Raw genomic sequence first — 16,525 nt, forward strand, 5'->3', positions numbered from 1 at the left:
GCGATCACGCTAAGCAAGGCTCCCCCCGGAAGTCTATGGTTGTTCGGTCGGTGCGCTCGACACAATTCGTCGCGGCCGAGGTCGCGACGAAGTTCAAAGCCGGCTACGCCGAACCAGGCCGCAACAGAGCGTCAGCGTTGCAGGCGTGCGAGCAGGCTCGACGTATCCCAGCGCTTGCCGCCCATCTTCTCGACCTCGGAATAAAACTGATCGACGAGCGCCGTCACCGGCAGATTGGCGCCGTTGCGGCGGGCTTCGGCCAGCGCGATCGAGAGGTCCTTGCGCATCCATTCGACCGCGAAGCCGAAATCGTACTTGTCCTCGTTCATGGTCTTGTAGCGGTTCTCCATTTGCCAGGACTGGGCGGCCCCTTTCGAGATGGTCTCGATCACAGCGGCGACGTCGAGGCCGCTCTTCTTGGCGAAATGGATGCCCTCGGAGAGGCCCTGCACCAGACCGGCGATGCAGATCTGGTTGACCATCTTGGTCAGCTGGCCGCTTCCGGCGGGCCCGAGCAGCTTGCACATCCGCGCATAGGCGCCCGTAATGATCGGCTCGGCGCCGGAATAGGCGTCCTGCGCGCCGCCGCACATCACCGTTAGCACGCCGTTCTCGGCGCCGGCCTGGCCGCCGGACACGGGGGCGTCGACGAATTTGAAGCCGGCCTTGGTCGCGGCCGCGTCGAGCTCACGGGCGACCTCGGCGGAGGCAGTGGTGTGGTCGACGAAGGTCGCACCCTTCTTCATGCCGGCGAAGGCGCCGTCGGGGCCGATCGTGACCGCGCGCAGATCGTTGTCGTTGCCGACGCAGCACATCACGAAATCCTGACCCTCGGCGGCGGCCTTCGGGGTCGGCGCGGTCTTGCCGCCGAACTTGTCCGCCCATTCCTTCGCCTTCGCCGCGGTGCGGTTGTAGACGGTGACCTCATGGCCCCCTTTTTTCACGAGGTGTCCGGCCATGGGGAAGCCCATCACGCCAAGACCGAGGAAAGCGACTTTAGCCATAGTGGTACCTTGTCCGTAGTTCGGGTTTACGGTTCTTGCCAAGCGAGGGATGCCTGGGTTCCGCGGTGAGGGCGGGCCGGAGGCGCACCATAAACCCTTGAGGCCAGAGGGCAACGGCTTCGTTTGGCGGCCTGCCGTGCTAGGGTGGCGACCCAAGGACTTCAAAACAAGGGAGCGAGAGCATGGGCGGCGTGAGCGTAGGCGTCCTCGATCATTTCAACATCCGGACCCGGAATCTGGCCGAGACCGTCCGCTTCTACGAGGACGTGCTGGGCCTGGAAAAAGGCGCGCGGCCGAACTTCGCCTTCCCGGGCGCCTGGATGTACAGCGAGGGCAGGCCGGTGGTTCACCTCGTCGACATTTCCCCGACCGACGAGCCACAAAAGCCGGATTCCGGCGTTGTCCACCATGTCGCCTTCGCCAGTCGCGGCTTTGACGGTATGAAACAGCGGCTGGCGTCAAAGAAGATCAAGTTCGAGGCCCGCCAGGTGCCCGGTGGCGATCTCTGGCAGATCTTCGTCCACGACCCCAACGGGGTCATGATCGAGCTGAACTACGAGGCTGCCCTGGAGCAGGGGGCGGCGCCGGCCGAAAAGGCGGACGATATCGGCAGACAGTAGCCTTTTGGGCGTTTCCGCTCTAATGGGGCATCCTCAACTGCAGGAGATGCGCTTTGAGCGTGACGCAGCAACAGGTTCTCGATAGCCTCGCCAGGGTCCAGTCGCCCCGCGGGGTCGCGCTCCCCCATGCCAATGTGCTGAGCGCGATCAGCGCCTCCGACGGCAAGGTATTCTTCTCGATCAATGTCGACGCCGCCGAGGCAAGAGCCTGGGAATCCGTCCGGGCCGAAGCGGAAGCCGCCGTGCGCAGCATTCCCGGTGTCACCACCGTCATGGTGGCGCTGACCGCCGAGCGCAAGCCGGGCTCCGCGCCGCCGCCACCCCCGCAGCCGAGCCGCGGCACGCCCGGCGTGCAGCCGGCCCATGCCCACAAGCCGCCCCAGGGCGGGGGGTCGCCGATGGCGCGGCAATCGGAAATTCCCGGCGTTGCCGCCGTAATCGCGGTCGCCTCCGGCAAGGGCGGCGTCGGAAAGTCGACCACGGCGCTCAATCTGGCGCTCGGCCTGCGCGACCTCGGCCTCAAGGTCGGGCTGCTCGACGCCGATATCTACGGCCCCTCGGTGCCGCGCCTGACGGGCCTGCGCGACAAGCCGGAGCTGAACGACGAGCGCAAGATGATTCCGCTTCGGCGCTTCGGGCTCGCCATCATGTCGATCGGCTTCCTGGTCGAGGAGGAGACCGCGATGATCTGGCGCGGCCCGATGGTGATGTCGGCGGTGACGCAGATGCTGCGCGACGTCGAATGGGGCAAGCTCGACGTGCTGGTCGTCGACATGCCGCCGGGCACCGGCGATGCCCAGCTCACGCTGGCGCAGAACGTGCCGCTCAAGGGCGCCGTGATCGTCTCGACCCCGCAGGACCTGTCCCTGATCGATGCGCGGCGGGGGCTTGCCATGTTCAAGAAGGTCAACGTGCCCGTGCTCGGCATCGTCGAGAATATGAGCTACTTCCAATGTCCGCATTGCGGCACCAAGTCGGATATTTTCGGCCATGGCGGGGCGCGGCACGAGGCCGAGAAGCTCGGCGTCCCATTCCTGGGCGAGATCCCCCTGCACATGGCGATTCGCGCCACCTCGGACGCCGGCAATCCCGTGGTCGACAGCGAGCCGGACGGCCCTCATGCGGCGATCTACCGCGCCATTGCCGGCCAGGTCCGGGACCAGCTCAAGGGTGTCATCGCCGCGGCCTGAATGGGGGCACCGCGGCAGGCTCCGGGGCATGCGACTTTCGTAGAGCCCCGTCATGCCATTGTCGCGTTCCGAAACCGGGCTGGCCGTGTTAAAGGCCCCCCGCAGTCAAGCCACTTCGGTTCGACGCGACCTCAACGCGTCGCCGGAACGAGCGGCGGCAAGAAGAGAAGTCAAGGGGAAACGCCCCAGCAAGGAGAGACCTGAAGATGAAGCGTCGTGATTTTCTCAAAGTGTCGGCAGCAGGCGCGGCGGCGACCGCGGTGGCCTCGCCGGCGATCGCACAGTCCTCGCCCGAGGTGAAGTGGCGCCTGACTTCGAGCTTCCCGAAGTCGCTCGACACCATCTATGGCGGCGCCGAGCAGGTGGCGAAGTACGTCGCCGAGATGACTGACAACAAGTTCCAGATTCAGGTGTTCGCCGCCGGCGAAATCGTCCCCGGCCTCCAGGCGCTCGATGCGACCTCGAACGGCACGGTCGATATGTGCCACACCGTCTCGTACTATTACGTCGGCAAGGACCCCACCTTCGCGATCTTCGCCTCGGTGCCGTTCGGCCTCAACGCGCGCCAGCAGAATTCGTGGCTGTATCAGGGCGGCGGCAACGAGCTCGCCAACGAGTTCTTCAAGAAGTCGAACGTGATCGGCTTCCCATGCGGCAACACCGGTACCCAGATGGGCGGCTGGTTCCGCAAGGAGATCAAGACCGTTGCCGACCTCTCCGGCCTCAAGATGCGCATCGGCGGCATTGCCGGCCAGGTGCTGCAGAAGGTCGGCGTGGTGCCGCAGCAGCTCGCCGGCGGCGACATTTATCCCGCGCTGGAGAAGGGCACGATCGACGCCGCCGAGTGGGTCGGCCCCTACGATGACGAGAAGCTCGGCTTCGCCAAGGTCGCCAAGTACTACTACTACCCCGGCTTCTGGGAGGGCGGTCCGACCGTCCACGCCTTCGCCAACCTGGAAAAGTTCAATGCGCTGCCGAAGAGCTACCAGGCGATCCTCACCAACGCGACGGCGAACGCCAACAGCTGGATGGCTGCGCGCTACGACATGCAGAACCCGGCGGCGCTGAAGCGCCTGGTCGCCGGCGGCACCCAGCTGCGTCCGTTCACCAACGAGGTGCTGGAAGCCTGCCTCAAGGCGACCAACGAGCTGTGGGCCGAGGTTTCTGGCAAGAACGCCGACTTCAAAAAGGCTATTGACTCCATGCAGGCCTACCGCTCCGACGAATATCTGTGGTGGCAGGTTGCCGAATATACCTACGACAGCTTCATGATCCGCTCGCGCACCCGCGGCTGATCTACGGCTTAGGTCGTAAGACCACTAGCCCGGCCTCCCCAGGAGGCCGGGCTTTTTCTTTGCGATCGGGATGGCATTCGGTCCCGTGATGCTCCATTCTGTCGGCAAGCCTCGCAAAGAAGGCTCCACAATTAGATCCATCAGGGTAGGAAATCATGAAGAGAAGAGACTTCATCAAGGTCACAGGACTTGGTGCGGCCGGCGCCGCCACGCTCGCGGCTCCCGCGATCGCGCAGTCGATGCCGGAAATCAAATGGCGCATGCCGACGAGCTGGCCGAAATCGCTCGACACGCTGTTTGGCGGCGCCGAGATGATGTGCAAGATGGTTGCCGAGGCGACCGACAACAAATTCCAGATCCAGATCTTCGCGGCCGGCGAAATCGTGCCGGGCCTGCAGGTGCTCGACGCCGTGCAGAACGGCACCTGCGAGATCGGCCACACCGCGTCCTATTATTATTTCGGCAAGGACCCGACCTTCACCTTCGGCTCGGCCGTGCCGTTCGGTCCCAACATGCGCATCAACCAGGCCTGGTACATGCTGGGCGGCGGCCGCGACGTGCTCAACGAGTTCTACAAGAGCTACAACGTCGTCTCGCTGCTCGCGGGCAACACCGGCTGCCAGATGGGCGGCTGGTTCAGGAAAGAGGTCAACACGCCCGACGATCTCAAAGGCATGAAGTTCCGCATCGGCGGCTTCACCGGCCGCGTGCTCCAGAAGCTCGGCGTGGTGCCGCAGCAGCTCGCCGGCGGTGACATCTATCCGGCGCTGGAGAAGGGCACGATCGACGCCGCCGAATGGGTCGGGCCTTATGACGACGAGAAGCTCGGCTTCTACAAGATCGCGCCGCACTACTACTATCCCGGCTGGTGGGAAGGCGGTCCGATGCTGATGGCTTTCGTCAACCTCGACAAGTGGAACGCGCTGCCGAAATATTACCAGAGCGTGCTGGAGCAGGCCGGCCACTACGCCAACAATTACATGATGGCGCGCTACGACAACGCCAATCCGCTGGCGCTGAGGAAGCTGCTCGCGGGCGGCACCAAGCTGCACGCCTTCTCGCCCGCGATCATGGATGCCTGCTACAAGGCGGCCAAGGAGCTGCACGCCGAAGTCGCTGCGACCAATCCGAACTTCAAGAAGGTGAACGACTCGCTCGCCAAGTTCACGAGCGACGGCTATTCCTGGTTCCAGGTGGCCGAGGTCGGCTACGACATCTTCATGGCGCGGCGCTCGCAGAGCTGATCGCGTCCCGATCGAATGCGGCACGCCCCGGAGCGAAAGACTCCGGGGCGTTGTCGCTGCTGTTGGGAGGGCGTCCAACCAAAACATCGAAAACAACCCCATGCACAGTAGACCGGGGCAGCGATATCAATGACTTGACTTCGTTACCACGAGCGATTGCGAAATTACCGAAATTTTTGACCCGTCGGGCAAAACAGTGGTAGACATGCATCATCGCCCGATCCGAAATCGTGGCGCTGAACGATGCCCCCGATGCGCTTCGATCCCGATGAAATTCAAAGAGCGCTGCGCAAGGCCTGGTCGGTGTCCTTTTCCGTTAGTGCCGGCGCGCGTCGTAATGGAAAGGTCCGCGCGTTGGGGCAAGCTGAGTCGTAGCAGCCGAGCTTATTTGCCGCTAGAGGCGGACCATCGGTCGGCTGCCGAGCATCGGAAGCGCGGCTAGCGAACGACGCCTGCTGCGTCTCTTGCGCTTGGCATGAGCCAGTCGAGCCCGAGCAGGGCAGCTTCGAGAATGACGAAGGCGACAATTCCGCCGATCCAGCCGAAGAACACGATCGAAAAGGTGCCGAGCAGGATCGCGCAGAAGACGTCGGCGAGCACCTTGCAAATGCGGAAGGCTTGGTCTTCGCCAGATGGAAAATACGACATCGGGCTCCTCCAGGCGCTCATCCTGAGCGCTTGGATTTAACGACACGCCAAAACGAATGTTCCGTGGGTCAATCTTCGGCCGGCGATGATCATGTGGTCGATGACCGGGTTCATGCGCAGCGCTGGCTTACACTGAGCTGACAAGGAGAGGCTATTCGGCGCTTTTTCGCTGGCCGCGGCGCCCCGAATGCTGGAAAAGAGCGCAGATGCGGCGCGAGCGGTGCGGTATCAGGAACGTCCAGCGGATATGCGATGCGGCTTCTGATCGTCGAGGACAATGCCGAGCTGTCGCGGCTCGTGGCCGGTGGGCTGGCCGCAGCCGGCTATGAGAGCGACATCGTGGGCAGCGCGGCCGAGGCGCGCGAGGCGGTGAACAGCGTCAGCTATGCCGCGATGATCCTCGACCTCGGTCTGCCCGATGCCGACGGCCTGTCGGTGCTGCGCGAGCTGCGCCTCAAGATGGAGCCGCTGCCGGTGCTGGTGCTGACCGCGCGCGGCGGCTTGCAGGACCGCGTCACCGGCCTGCGCAGCGGCGCCGACGACTATTTGGCAAAACCGTTCGCGATGGAGGAGCTGGTGGCGCGGCTGGAGGCCATCCTGCGCCGCCCCGGCCAGTTGCTCGGCCGCTCGCTCACTCTCGCCAACCTCGTCTACGACACCGAGAGCCGGCAGATCTTCGTCGACGACCAGCCGCGGATCATCTCCGCGCGCGAGACCTCGGTGCTCGAGATCCTGCTGCGCCGGCAGGGGCGGGTGGTACCGAAGAAGAACGTCGAGGACCACATCTTCGGTCTCGAAGGCGACGTCGCCTCCAATGCGATCGAGGTCTACGTGTCGCGGCTGCGCAAGCAGCTGACTGAACACGGCGCCAAGGTCGTGATCCATACGATCCGTGGCGTCGGCTATCTCATGACCGAGGAGAAATAGCGTGCCCGCCGCGGGCCGTGCCGGATCGCTGACCTTCAAATCGCTGATCTCGCGCATCGTGTTTCTGCACATCGTCGCGGTCGCGATGGTCGCGATCTTCCTGCCGCTGGTGTTGTTCTGGCTGCTCAACTCCGAGATCGACCAGTTGCATCGCGATGCCATGCGCGCGCAGGCCGAGGTGCTGGCGGAGCGCATCGTCGCGCAGCCGGACGGCACGTTGACCTTCAACCTGCCCGACAGCCTCAAGGGGCTTTATTCGGACGCCTACGGCCGCTACCAGTTCGACATTCGCGATGCCGACGGAAGGTTGCTGTTCTCCTCGCACCGGCGTTCCGCCGCGACGGCGCCCTCCCGTTTCTCCGACACCGTCTCCGGCGCCAGCGTCACGCGAGACGTTGCGGGCAAGACGGTGCGCATCCAGGTTGCCGAGGATCTGGCCCACCGGGACGTCATCATCGACGATATCGTCTCGAACTTTTTTCGGCGGGTCGGGTGGATCACCGTCCCGATCCTCCTGGTCCTGCTTGCCATCGACATCATCATCTTCCGCCGCGCGATCGCGCCGTTGTGGAAGGCCTCCCAGGAGGCCAGCAACATCGGCCCTGCACGCACCGACATTCGCCTGCCGACCGAGCAGATTCCGCGCGAGATCGTGCCGCTGGTCACCGCCGTGAACCAGGCGCTCGACCGCCTCGAGGCCGGCTTTCGCGTGCAGCGGCAGTTCACGGCGGATGCCGCGCATCAATTGCGCACGCCGCTGGCGATCCTGCGCACGCGGATCGAGACGCTCGGCGACGGCGCCGAACGGCAGGCGCTGCATGCCGACATCGAGGCCATGAGCCGGATCGTCGCCCAGCTGCTTGAGATCGCCGAGCTCGACACCCTGGTGCTCGATCCCGGCGAGGCCGCGGATTTGCGCGCCGTCTGTACCGAGGTGGTCGGCTCGATCGCCCCGTTCGCGATCGCGCAACGCAAGGACATCGCGCTGAAGGGCACCGACGCACCGGTCCTGATCCACGGCAATTCGGAGATGCTGCAGCGCGCGGTGTTCAATCTTGCCGAAAACGCCATCAAGTTCACGGCGGAGGGCACCACCGTCGAGGTCGAGGTAGGGGAGGACGGTTCGGTGCGGGTGCGCGATTCCGGCCCGGGGATCGCGGAGGCTGAGCGCGAGCTGATCTTCCAGCGCTTCTGGCGCGCCGACCGCCGGCGCAGCGACGGTGCGGGGCTGGGACTCTCGATCGTGCGCGCCGTAGCGGACGATCACGCCGCCACGGTCGCGGTGCAGAACCTCCCCGGCGGCGGTGCGGAGTTCACGCTGCGGTTTCGGCTGGCGGACAAGGTCACGATGGGGGAGGAACTGGCCCGGCAATGACAGTGCACCTTTTCCCGTGCGCGGAGCAGGGAGCCCGGATGGCGCTTGAGGCATGGACATTGTCATATCTTGCGTTGTAGAGCACTGAAGGGGGACCACATGCGGACCAGCAAGCCGATCCCCGTCACTCTTGGCCCGCAGCGCGCGAGCCTGGAAGCCCGCCTGAAGTCAGGCGAATATGCCTCCGCCAGCGAAGTCATGCGCTCGGCCCTCCGCGCCCTCGATCGTCAGGATGCCGCGCTTGACGAATATCTGGCCGCCAAGGTCCGAGCTTCGGTCCAGGATCCCCGCCCCAGCGTTGCTGCGAGCGACGTTTTCAAGCGCCTGCGGACTCGTCACGCCAGAAACGTGAAGGCAGCCAAGCGTGGCGCTTAAGGTCGTATTCCGACCGGAGGCGGAGGCCGATCTGGTTGGCCTTTACGAGTACATCGCAGAACGTGCCGGCTACCGAATTGCAGGCGGCTATATCGACCGTATCGAGAAGGCATGCAAGGCTCTCGCCACCTTTCCCAACCGTGGGACCAGTCGCGACGATCTTCTTCCGGTCTGCGTACCGTCGGATTCAAGCGGCGCGTGACGATCGCGTTCCGTGTCCTGAAGACAGAGGTCGAGATCGTCACAATCGCATATGCCGGACGTCATTTCGAAGGCGATGTCTGAACACTCCTGTTCGGACGAAAGAGCTTCGCTCTGTCTCGTCGCAACGGAAGGCCGCGAGCCGGAGAGTGACGGCGACCGCAGCCGCTATTTAAGCTTGCCGGTGGACAGGTCCATGATCATGCGTGTCGTCAGATAGAGCCGCGGCACGATGCTGCCCACCTGCACATATTCGGCATCGTTGGAGTGCGCACCGAAGGCCGACAGGCCCATGCCTTCCACCACGGCTCCTTTGGATTGCAGCGCGGCAAAAGCCGCATCGGTGCCGCCGCCGATGGCCTTCTCGTCGACCTTGAGGGATAGTCCGATCTCCCCATAGATCGTCTTGCCATAGGCCGCCACCCGGCGCGAGGCCTCACTGGGTTCGAGCGGCGGGCGCCGCACCTCGAACTTCAGCTCGACTCTGGAATCGGGCAGCAGGCGATTTTTGATCTTGTCCTGCAGCGCCTTCTGCAACTCGTCGAAGTCGGACACCTTGAGGGCGCGCGCGTCGGCCTGGGCCGTCGCCTCGGCAGGGATCACATTGCGGTTGGTTCCGGACTTGGACACCGTCCAATTCAGCTTCAGGCCCTGCTCGGGCTTGGACAAGTCCTTCATCTGCAGCACCTGGTGCGAGAGCTCGTACAGCGCATTCACGCCGCCTTCGGGCCGTGCGCCGGCATGTGACGATCTGCCATGCACGGTAAGATAGGCCGAGCCGATGCCGCTGGTGGCGAGGCGCAGCGTGCCGTCGGCGCCGCCGCCTTCGAACGAGAACACCACGTCCTGATCCGATGCGAGCTTGGTGATGGTGCTGCGCCAGCCGGGCGAGGAGATCTCCTCGTCGCCGTTCGTGAGCACCGTGAGCGTGCCGTAATCCCTGAAGTTCAGCTTCTGCAGCAATGCCACGGTATGGAGAATGAGCGCGATGCCCTGCTTGTCGTCGGCAATGCCGAGCCCGTACGCCTTGTCGCCGTCGATGCGGAACGGCTGGTCCTTCAGCATGCCCTTCAGGTACACCGTGTCCATGTGAGCAATCAGCATGATCTTCTTGGACCCCGTGCCCTTGAACACGGCGTGCACGGCCGGCCCGATCTTTTCGGGGGTGTCGTCGAGGCGATAGATGTCAGTCGGCTGCAGGATCTCCACCGTGCCGCCGAGTTGCTTGAGCTGACCGGCAATGCGCTCGGCGATCTGGTTCAGGCCTTCGATGTCCTTGCTGCCGGATTCGATGTTGACGAGATCGCGCAGCGTGTCGAGCAGCGGCTGCTGTTCCTTCTGCGCCAGCGCATGGACGTTGGCGACCGGCTCGGCGTGCACCAGCGTTGCGGCAGATGCCAGCCAGAGTGAGGCGATCAACGTTCCAAAGAACGTGGAAGCGGGGTGCGATCGGGGCATGAGCGGACAGTCCTTCGGTTGAAGAAGGAGCCGATATGCCTGTGTTCGCGGCGCTTGTCACGCGGCCGTGCTGCACCCTCTCCCCTGGTGGGAGAGGGCGGCTTCGCGATAGCGAAGCCGGGTGAGGGGTTGTCTCCGCGAGTCCGACGGCGAGTAAAATGCGCGGAGAGAAACCCCTCATCCGGCGCGAACTGCGTTCGCGCCACCTTCTCCCACAAGGGGAGAAGGGAAGAGGGTGTGGGCGCTCGCGCCTAGAACCAGTTGTCGCACTACTTCTGCGGAGGGCCGAGATCCAGCGGAGGCAGCTCGATCTGCGGCACCTCGATCTTGATCGTGCTGGGATCGATGTTCGTCTGCACGCCCTTGTAGTGCATCACCATCGACGGGAACGCGATCACGAGGCCGACCATGATGATCTGGATGACGACGAAGGGCACCGCACCCCAATAGATCTGGCCGGTGGTGACGGGGTCCATCCGCTTGCCAGTGACCCGATCGGTGTATCGCTCCTTCGGCGCGACGGACCGGAGATAGAACAGCGCGAATCCGAACGGCGGGTGCATGAACGAGGTCTGCATATTGACGCCGAGAATGACGCCGAACCAGATCAGGTCGATGCCGAGCTTCTCGGCGGCCGGTCCCAGTAGCGGGATCACGATGAAGGCCAGCTCGAAGAAGTCGAGGAAGAAGGCCAGTACGAATACGAGCGCGTTGACGAAGATCAGGAAGCCGATCTGGCCGCCCGGCAGCGATGTGAGCAGGTGCTCGACCCAGACGTGACCGTTGACCCCGTAAAAGGTGAGCGAAAAGATGCGGGCGCCGACCAGGATGAACACGACGAAGGCCGACAGCTTGGCGGTCGATTCCGTGGCCTGCCGGATCAGGTCCCAGCTCAGCCGCCGCTTCACGGCACCGAGAATGAGGGCGCCGGCGGCACCCATCGCACCGCCTTCGGTCGGCGTGGCGATGCCGATGAAGATCGTGCCCAGCACCAGGAAGATCAGGAACAGCGGCGGCACCATCACGAAGGTGGTCTGCTGCGCCATCTTCGAGAGGAAACGGAATCCGGTCAGCTTATCCACCACCCAGTTCAGCACGGCGACGGCGAATGCGAAGATGATGCCGTAGAACATGCTGAGCACCACGTAATCGGCGCCACGAGTGCTGGAATTGCGCATCATGAGCCATCCGAATGCGCAGCTCGCGAGGAACAGCACACCGAGCGATACAAGGCCGCGATCGCCGTTCTCTTCGCGGAAGCCGATGGCGTCCTTCGGCAGGCCGGGCGTCGCCTTCGGCCAGATCATGCTGACGAGGAAAGCGTATCCGGCGTAGAGGGCGGCAAGCACGAGGCCCGGGATGAAGGCGCCTTCGTACATGTCGCCGACGGACTTGCCGAGCTGGTCGGCCATCACGATCAGGACGAGGGAGGGCGGAATGATTTGCGCGAGCGTGCCGGAGGCGGCGATGACGCCGGCGGCCACGCGGCGATCATAGCCATAGCGCAGCATGATCGGCAGCGAGATCAGGCCCATCGAGATCACGGACGCCGCGACCACGCCGGTGGTCGCAGCGAGCAGCGCGCCGACGAAGATCACGGCATAGGCGAGGCCGCCGCGGATCGTGCCGAACAGCTGGCCGATCGTGTCGAGCAGGTCCTCGGCCATGCCCGACCGCTCCAGCACCAATCCCATGAAGGTGAAGAAGGGGATCGCGAGCAGCGTGTCGTTGTTCATCACGCCATAGACGCGCTCCGGCAAGGCCTGGAGGAAGTCGGGGTGAAACTGGCCGAGCTCGACGCCGATGATGGCGAAGAACAGGCCGACGGCGCCGAGCGAGAATGCCGCCGGATAGCCGAGCAGCAGCATGACGACCAGCGATACGAACATGATGGGCGCCATATTGGCGATGATGAATGCGGTCATGGATTCCCCCTACACCGTCGCCAACGGCTACTTCTTCTCGATCGCTTCAACGAGATGCTCGACTTCCGCTTCGAGCGCCGACACCTGCGATTCGTGCGGGTCCGGTATCAAGCCGCGCATCACCGCGATCCGCTTGATCAGCTCGGAAATGCCTTGGACCAGAAGGAAGGCGAACCCCACCATGATCAGGGCTTTGGCGGGCCATTGCGGCAGGCCGCCGGCATTGCCGGATTGCTCGTTGATCTGGAAGGAGCGCAGGAAGAACGGCACGCCCGTGACGATCATGACGATGCAGATCGGAATGAGGAAGAACACGTGACCGACGATGTCGATGACGTTGCGCGCCTTCTTGGGCATCGTGTTGCTTACGATGTCGATGCGGATGTGCTCATTGTCGAGCAGCGTCCACGGCGAACAGAGCAGGAAGACGATGCTGAACAGCACCCATTGCAGCTCGAGCCACGAATTGGACGAGGTGTCGAACGTCTTGCGGATGATCGCGTTGACCGCCGAAATGACAACGGCGAGCACGATCAGCCACGCAATACGTTTGCCGGTCCAGCGCGTGAACGCGTCGATCCTGCTGCTCAGCTTAAGGAGCGCTTGCAACGATAGGTCCTCCCCCGATTGTGCCCCGGCCGTCTTGACTGCGCCGAGATGGCGCGTGGCTTATCTCGCCGCGCAGGCATGAGGCCGCCGCACCAAACCAGCGGGCGTGCCGTCAGTCAATCGGAAGTTTGTTGATAGTTAAGGGGAATAGGGCCGCAACTATACGGAGTTAGCCGCCGGTGACGCTCATGTGCCTGCTGACGCTGGGCCGGTCGTGGCGGCGGTCGATGATGAAATCGTGGCCCTTGGGCTTCAGCCCGATGGCGCGGTCGATCGCATCCGCAAGCAATAGATCGTCGCTCGATGCACGCAGAGGTTTGCGCAAATCGGAGGCATCCTCGTGGCCGAGGCAGGTGTGCAGCGTTCCGGTGCAGGTGATGCGTACCCGATTACAGGATTCGCAGAAATTATGGGTCATCGGCGTGATGAAGCCGAGCTTGCCGCCGGTCTCGGCGACGCCGACATAGCGGGCCGGACCGCCGGTGCTCTCGGCCAGATCCGTCAGCGTGAACTGCTGGGCGAGGCGGGCGCGCACCAGCGACAGCGGCAGATATTGGTCAATGCGGCCCGATCCGATCTCGCCCATCGGCATCACCTCGATCAGCGTCAGGCCCATGCCCTTGCCGTGGGCCCAGCGCATCAGCGAAGGCAGCTCGTCCTCGTTGAGGTTCTTCAGCGCCACGGCGTTGATCTTCACGGCGAGCCCTGCGGCGCGCGCGGCCTCGATGCCCTCCAGCACCTTGTCGATCTCGCCCCAGCGGGTGATCTCGCGAAACTTCTTGGGATCGAGGGTGTCGAGCGAGACGTTGATGCGGCGGACGCCGCAATCGGCGAGCTCCCGCGCGTGCTTCGCAAGCTGGGTGCCGTTGGTGGTCAGCGTCAGCTCGCTCAACGCGCCGCTCGACAGATGCCGCGACAACGAGCGCACCAGCGACATCACATTGCGGCGGACCAAGGGCTCGCCGCCGGTGAGGCGCAGCTTCTTCACGCCCTTGGCGATGAAGGCCGTACAGAGCCGATCGAGCTCCTCCAGCGTCAGCAGGTCCGCCTTGGGCAGGAACGTCATGTCTTCGGACATACAGTAGAAGCAGCGCAGGTCGCAGCGGTCGGTGACGGAGACGCGCAAGTAGGTGATGGTCCGCCCGAACGGATCGGTCATCGGGGTCGACAATGCGGCGGATCCGGTCATGCGAGAGGCCTTCACTTATGGCGACGGGCGCACCTTTGCTGCAGCGGTGCGGTCGACGCAATCTAAGCATCGGACGCGGCAAGGACAATCGGGTGGTATACGTGAGTGCAGCACTGACGCATGTGACCCCCTCGGCGCGGGATTTCGGCTCGTTCGGTGGGCTCGCAGCTGGGTTCCGCGTACGGCCGGCAACGCCCGCGGCGCCGGTGAAGTCAGCCCTCTATGCATCCATTCGGGATGTGGGGCGGCGAAAATGGCAATCCTATCAAAGCGTTGCTGTTTTGCTTGCCGTCATCAGGCTGATCGCGGCCGCCGGCAGGTCGCGCATGTGGTGGATCAGGCGGTCCGGCTTCAGCTCGGCGATCGGCACGTCGGTGTAGCCGAAGCTGACCGCGATCACGGGCACGCCGGCCCGCCGGGCGACACCGACATCGGTTCCGGCATCGCCGACCATGATGCTGGCCTTCACGTCGCCGCCGGCCCGGGCCACCGTCTCCCGAAAAATAGTCGGATCGGGCTTCTGGACGCCAAAAGTGTCCGCGCCGCAGATCGCCGCGAAGCGGCGGCTGAGGTCGAGCTGGTCCAGCAGGCGCTTCGACAGCCATTCCAGCTTGTTGGTGCAGACCGCGAGGCGGTGGCCTTGCGCCGAAAACTGGTCGAGCGCGGCCTCGAGACCCTCGAAGGGGCGGGATTCCACCGCGATATGGTCGGCATAGTACGCGATGAAATCCGCAGTCATCCGGTCCATGTCCGCGGGCGTGACGGTGCGGCCCTCCGCTTCCAGCCCCCGCTCGATCAACTTGCGGGCACCGGCGCCGATCATGTTGCGGGCCGAGGCCATCGGCACCGGCGGCAGGCCTTCGCGGTCGAGCACGTAATTCAGTGCCGTGATCAGGTCGGGTGCCGTATCCACCAGCGTGCCGTCGAGATCGAAGACGATGGTGTGAGGGGAAGTCGTCTTGAAGGAGGTCATGATTCCCAAGCGCTACCGGCCCGGTCCTATCCGCGCAAGGGGCGGGCCCATAAGATCACCTTATAGGCCTGTTCCCAGACCCTGTTCCAGGCCCTGTTCTCCTGGGAAAAACGAGGCTACATAGGCGCCCGAAAGCGGCCGGAATCGGCCGAGACTTCACAAGGCAGGCGCACACGTGACCATGGACCAATTGAAGCGGCAGGCTGCGGCGCGTGCGCTGGAGGAAGTGCGCGACGGCATGCAGCTCGGGCTTGGCACCGGCTCGACCGCCAAGCACTTCGTCGAGCTGCTCGGCGAACGCGTTGCCGCCGGGCTCAAGGTGATCGGCGTGCCGACCTCCGAGGCGACGCGGGCCGATGCGGAACGCTGCGGCGTCAAGCTGACGACGCTGGACGAGATCGACCATCTCGACCTCACGATCGACGGCGCCGACGAGATCGATCCCGAGCTCAATCTGATCAAGGGCGGCGGCGGCGCGCTGTTGCGCGAGAAGATCGTGGCGGCCGCCTCGGACCGCATGATCGTGATTGCCGACGACAGCAAATGGGTGCCGACGCTCGGCAAGTTTCCGCTGCCGATCGAGGTCATCCCGTTCGGGCTCGGTGCGACGCGCCGCGCGATCGAAAAGGCATTTGCCGAATGCGGCGTTTCCGGGCAAATGGCGGTCCGCAAGGCCAAAGGCGGGGCCAAGGACGGCCACGTTTTCGTCACCGATGGCGGCCACTGGATCGTCGATGCCCAGCTCGGACGTATTACGGATCCCCCCGGTCTCGCCAAGGCGTTGAGCGCCATTCCCGGTGTGGTCGAGCATGGGCTGTTCATCGGCTTGGCCAGCTCGGCCGTTCTGGCGGGCGGCGGCGGAATCCGCGTGATTGAACGGCGCAAGCCGAAAGGAGACCAGGAATGAAGAACGTGTTGAAATTCTTGCCGGCTGCGGCTCTCGCTGCGGGATTGGCCCTTTCGGCCGCCCCGGTCGCCGCGCAGCAGGCGGGCCAGAAGGCTCCCGCGGCGCCGGCCCTGCCGAAGGCGTCGCCCGCGGCGATTGCGGCAGCGAAGGAAATTCTGCAGATCAAGAACGCCGCCGGGATGTATGCGGGCGCCGTGCCGGGCATGGTCGAGAAGACCAAGGGCGCGCTGATCCAGCAGAACCTGAATTACCAGAAGGACCTCAACGAGGTCGCCCCGATCGTGGCCCAGCAGCTCAACGGCCGCCAGAGCGAGATCGGCGAAGGCATGGCGCAGATTTATGCCAGCGAGTTCACCGAGCAGGAGCTGAAGGACCTCGTCACCTTCTACAAGTCGCCGCTGGGCAAGAAGCTGATCGATGCCGAGCCGCGCGCGATCGGGCAGAGCATGGCGTTCATGAACAGCTGGGCCCAGAACTTCTCGGAAACCGTGATGGGCGCCTTCCGTGCCGAGATGCGCAAGCGTGGCAAGGAGATCTGAGCGCACCTATCTGAAAGCTCGTTCCTGATAAGGGGTCGGAGTGGAT

The 16,525-nt window shown here is 64.2% G+C and carries 17 protein-coding genes; 10 read left to right on the top strand and 7 right to left on the bottom strand.

All coding sequences use genetic code 11. The features are described from left to right. Positions 1 to 131 precede the first annotated feature (131 nt). A complete protein-coding gene (locus tag I6F28_RS31260) occupies positions 132 to 1,004 on the bottom strand; it encodes an NAD(P)-dependent oxidoreductase (protein ID WP_036001597.1) in 873 nt (290 codons plus the stop codon). A gap of 182 nt (positions 1,005 to 1,186) precedes the next feature. On the opposite strand from I6F28_RS31260, the gene I6F28_RS31265 reads away from it, so the two are divergent. The 4 genes from I6F28_RS31265 (at position 1,187) to I6F28_RS31280 (ending at position 5,353) form a co-directional block, all read left to right on the top strand. Continuing rightward, positions 1,187 to 1,624, top strand: a complete 438-nt coding sequence (locus tag I6F28_RS31265; RefSeq protein ID WP_036001594.1) for a VOC family protein — start codon at positions 1,187 to 1,189, stop codon at positions 1,622 to 1,624. A gap of 53 nt (positions 1,625 to 1,677) precedes the next feature. Then, the gene (locus tag I6F28_RS31270; RefSeq protein WP_036001591.1) at positions 1,678 to 2,814 is read left to right on the top strand and encodes an Mrp/NBP35 family ATP-binding protein; all 1,137 of its coding nucleotides are present in this window, start codon (positions 1,678 to 1,680) and stop codon (positions 2,812 to 2,814) included. A 206-nt stretch (positions 2,815 to 3,020) separates the two neighbouring features. Continuing rightward, positions 3,021 to 4,109, top strand: a complete 1,089-nt coding sequence (locus I6F28_RS31275) for a TRAP transporter substrate-binding protein (RefSeq protein ID WP_036001589.1) — start codon at positions 3,021 to 3,023, stop codon at positions 4,107 to 4,109. 155 nt (positions 4,110 to 4,264) lie between these two features. After that, positions 4,265 to 5,353 carry a TRAP transporter substrate-binding protein gene (locus tag I6F28_RS31280; protein WP_036001586.1) on the top strand — a complete coding sequence of 363 codons (1,089 nt, stop codon included), beginning with the start codon at positions 4,265 to 4,267 and terminating at the stop codon, positions 5,351 to 5,353. A 438-nt stretch (positions 5,354 to 5,791) separates the two neighbouring features. On the opposite strand, the gene I6F28_RS31285 is transcribed toward I6F28_RS31280, so the two are convergent. Then, a complete protein-coding gene (locus I6F28_RS31285; protein ID WP_036001583.1) occupies positions 5,792 to 6,001 on the bottom strand; it encodes a hypothetical protein in 210 nt (69 codons plus the stop codon). Positions 6,002 to 6,253: 252 nt separating this feature from the next. On the opposite strand from I6F28_RS31285, the gene I6F28_RS31290 reads away from it, so the two are divergent. The 4 genes from I6F28_RS31290 to I6F28_RS31305 all read left to right on the top strand — a co-directional run bounded on the left by I6F28_RS31290 (position 6,254) and on the right by I6F28_RS31305 (position 8,880). Next, positions 6,254 to 6,928 carry a response regulator gene (locus I6F28_RS31290; protein WP_036001578.1) on the top strand — a complete coding sequence of 225 codons (675 nt, stop codon included), beginning with the start codon at positions 6,254 to 6,256 and terminating at the stop codon, positions 6,926 to 6,928. A 1-nt stretch (position 6,929) separates the two neighbouring features. Then, positions 6,930 to 8,303 (top strand): sensor histidine kinase, encoded by a 1,374-nt coding sequence (locus tag I6F28_RS31295; RefSeq protein ID WP_524536124.1) that lies wholly within the window; start codon positions 6,930 to 6,932, stop codon positions 8,301 to 8,303. Between the two features lie 99 nt (positions 8,304 to 8,402). After that, a complete protein-coding gene (locus tag I6F28_RS31300; protein WP_225112788.1) occupies positions 8,403 to 8,678 on the top strand; it encodes a ribbon-helix-helix domain-containing protein in 276 nt (91 codons plus the stop codon). After that, positions 8,668 to 8,880 (top strand): type II toxin-antitoxin system RelE/ParE family toxin, encoded by a 213-nt coding sequence (locus I6F28_RS31305; RefSeq protein ID WP_225142762.1) that lies wholly within the window; start codon positions 8,668 to 8,670, stop codon positions 8,878 to 8,880. Before I6F28_RS31300 ends, I6F28_RS31305 begins: the two co-directional genes overlap by 11 nt. A gap of 167 nt (positions 8,881 to 9,047) precedes the next feature. On the opposite strand, the gene I6F28_RS31310 is transcribed toward I6F28_RS31305, so the two are convergent. From I6F28_RS31310 to I6F28_RS31330, 5 genes are all read right to left on the bottom strand, one after another. Beyond that, positions 9,048 to 10,337, bottom strand: coding sequence for a M20/M25/M40 family metallo-hydrolase (locus tag I6F28_RS31310; protein WP_036001572.1), 1,290 nt, complete (start codon positions 10,335 to 10,337; stop codon positions 9,048 to 9,050). A gap of 269 nt (positions 10,338 to 10,606) precedes the next feature. Further along, positions 10,607 to 12,262 (bottom strand): TRAP transporter large permease, encoded by a 1,656-nt coding sequence (locus I6F28_RS31315; protein WP_036001569.1) that lies wholly within the window; start codon positions 12,260 to 12,262, stop codon positions 10,607 to 10,609. Positions 12,263 to 12,289: 27 nt separating this feature from the next. Further along, positions 12,290 to 12,871: a TRAP transporter small permease subunit gene (locus I6F28_RS31320; RefSeq protein ID WP_036001566.1), complete on the bottom strand. Its 582-nt coding sequence runs from the start codon at positions 12,869 to 12,871 to the stop codon at positions 12,290 to 12,292. Between the two features lie 169 nt (positions 12,872 to 13,040). Then, complete coding sequence (moaA, locus tag I6F28_RS31325) at positions 13,041 to 14,060, bottom strand: GTP 3',8-cyclase MoaA (RefSeq protein ID WP_036001562.1); 1,020 nt, start codon at positions 14,058 to 14,060, stop codon at positions 13,041 to 13,043. 265 nt (positions 14,061 to 14,325) lie between these two features. Next, positions 14,326 to 15,033 (bottom strand): HAD family hydrolase, encoded by a 708-nt coding sequence (locus I6F28_RS31330; protein WP_225142764.1) that lies wholly within the window; start codon positions 15,031 to 15,033, stop codon positions 14,326 to 14,328. A 175-nt stretch (positions 15,034 to 15,208) separates the two neighbouring features. Between I6F28_RS31330 and rpiA the strand changes: the two genes are divergently transcribed. Together rpiA and I6F28_RS31340 are read left to right on the top strand one after the other, a co-directional pair. After that, positions 15,209 to 15,940: a ribose-5-phosphate isomerase RpiA gene (gene rpiA / locus I6F28_RS31335; RefSeq protein ID WP_225142766.1), complete on the top strand. Its 732-nt coding sequence runs from the start codon at positions 15,209 to 15,211 to the stop codon at positions 15,938 to 15,940. Beyond that, positions 15,937 to 16,479 carry a DUF2059 domain-containing protein gene (locus tag I6F28_RS31340; protein ID WP_036001556.1) on the top strand — a complete coding sequence of 181 codons (543 nt, stop codon included), beginning with the start codon at positions 15,937 to 15,939 and terminating at the stop codon, positions 16,477 to 16,479. The genes rpiA and I6F28_RS31340 overlap by 4 nt, the downstream gene beginning before the upstream one ends. The last annotated feature ends 46 nt before the right edge of the window (positions 16,480 to 16,525 follow it).

This window comes from Bradyrhizobium sp. NBAIM14 (assembly GCF_020193895.1).
In the GTDB taxonomy this organism is placed as follows: domain Bacteria; phylum Pseudomonadota; class Alphaproteobacteria; order Rhizobiales; family Xanthobacteraceae; genus Bradyrhizobium; species Bradyrhizobium yuanmingense.

Coding starts and splice junctions, on each gene's coding strand:
- I6F28_RS31260 (WP_036001597.1), bottom strand. CDS start 1,004: ATGGCTAAAGTCGCTTTCCTCGGTCTTGGCGTGATGGGCTTCCCCATG.
- I6F28_RS31265 (WP_036001594.1), top strand. CDS start 1,187: ATGGGCGGCGTGAGCGTAGGCGTCCTCGATCATTTCAACATCCGGACC.
- I6F28_RS31275 (WP_036001589.1), top strand. CDS start 3,021: ATGAAGCGTCGTGATTTTCTCAAAGTGTCGGCAGCAGGCGCGGCGGCG.
- I6F28_RS31280 (WP_036001586.1), top strand. CDS start 4,265: ATGAAGAGAAGAGACTTCATCAAGGTCACAGGACTTGGTGCGGCCGGC.
- I6F28_RS31285 (WP_036001583.1), bottom strand. CDS start 6,001: ATGTCGTATTTTCCATCTGGCGAAGACCAAGCCTTCCGCATTTGCAAG.
- I6F28_RS31290 (WP_036001578.1), top strand. CDS start 6,254: ATGCGGCTTCTGATCGTCGAGGACAATGCCGAGCTGTCGCGGCTCGTG.
- I6F28_RS31300 (WP_225112788.1), top strand. CDS start 8,403: ATGCGGACCAGCAAGCCGATCCCCGTCACTCTTGGCCCGCAGCGCGCG.
- I6F28_RS31310 (WP_036001572.1), bottom strand. CDS start 10,337: ATGCCCCGATCGCACCCCGCTTCCACGTTCTTTGGAACGTTGATCGCC.
- I6F28_RS31315 (WP_036001569.1), bottom strand. CDS start 12,262: ATGACCGCATTCATCATCGCCAATATGGCGCCCATCATGTTCGTATCG.
- moaA (WP_036001562.1), bottom strand. CDS start 14,060: ATGACCGGATCCGCCGCATTGTCGACCCCGATGACCGATCCGTTCGGG.
- I6F28_RS31330 (WP_225142764.1), bottom strand. CDS start 15,033: ATGACCTCCTTCAAGACGACTTCCCCTCACACCATCGTCTTCGATCTC.
- I6F28_RS31340 (WP_036001556.1), top strand. CDS start 15,937: ATGAAGAACGTGTTGAAATTCTTGCCGGCTGCGGCTCTCGCTGCGGGA.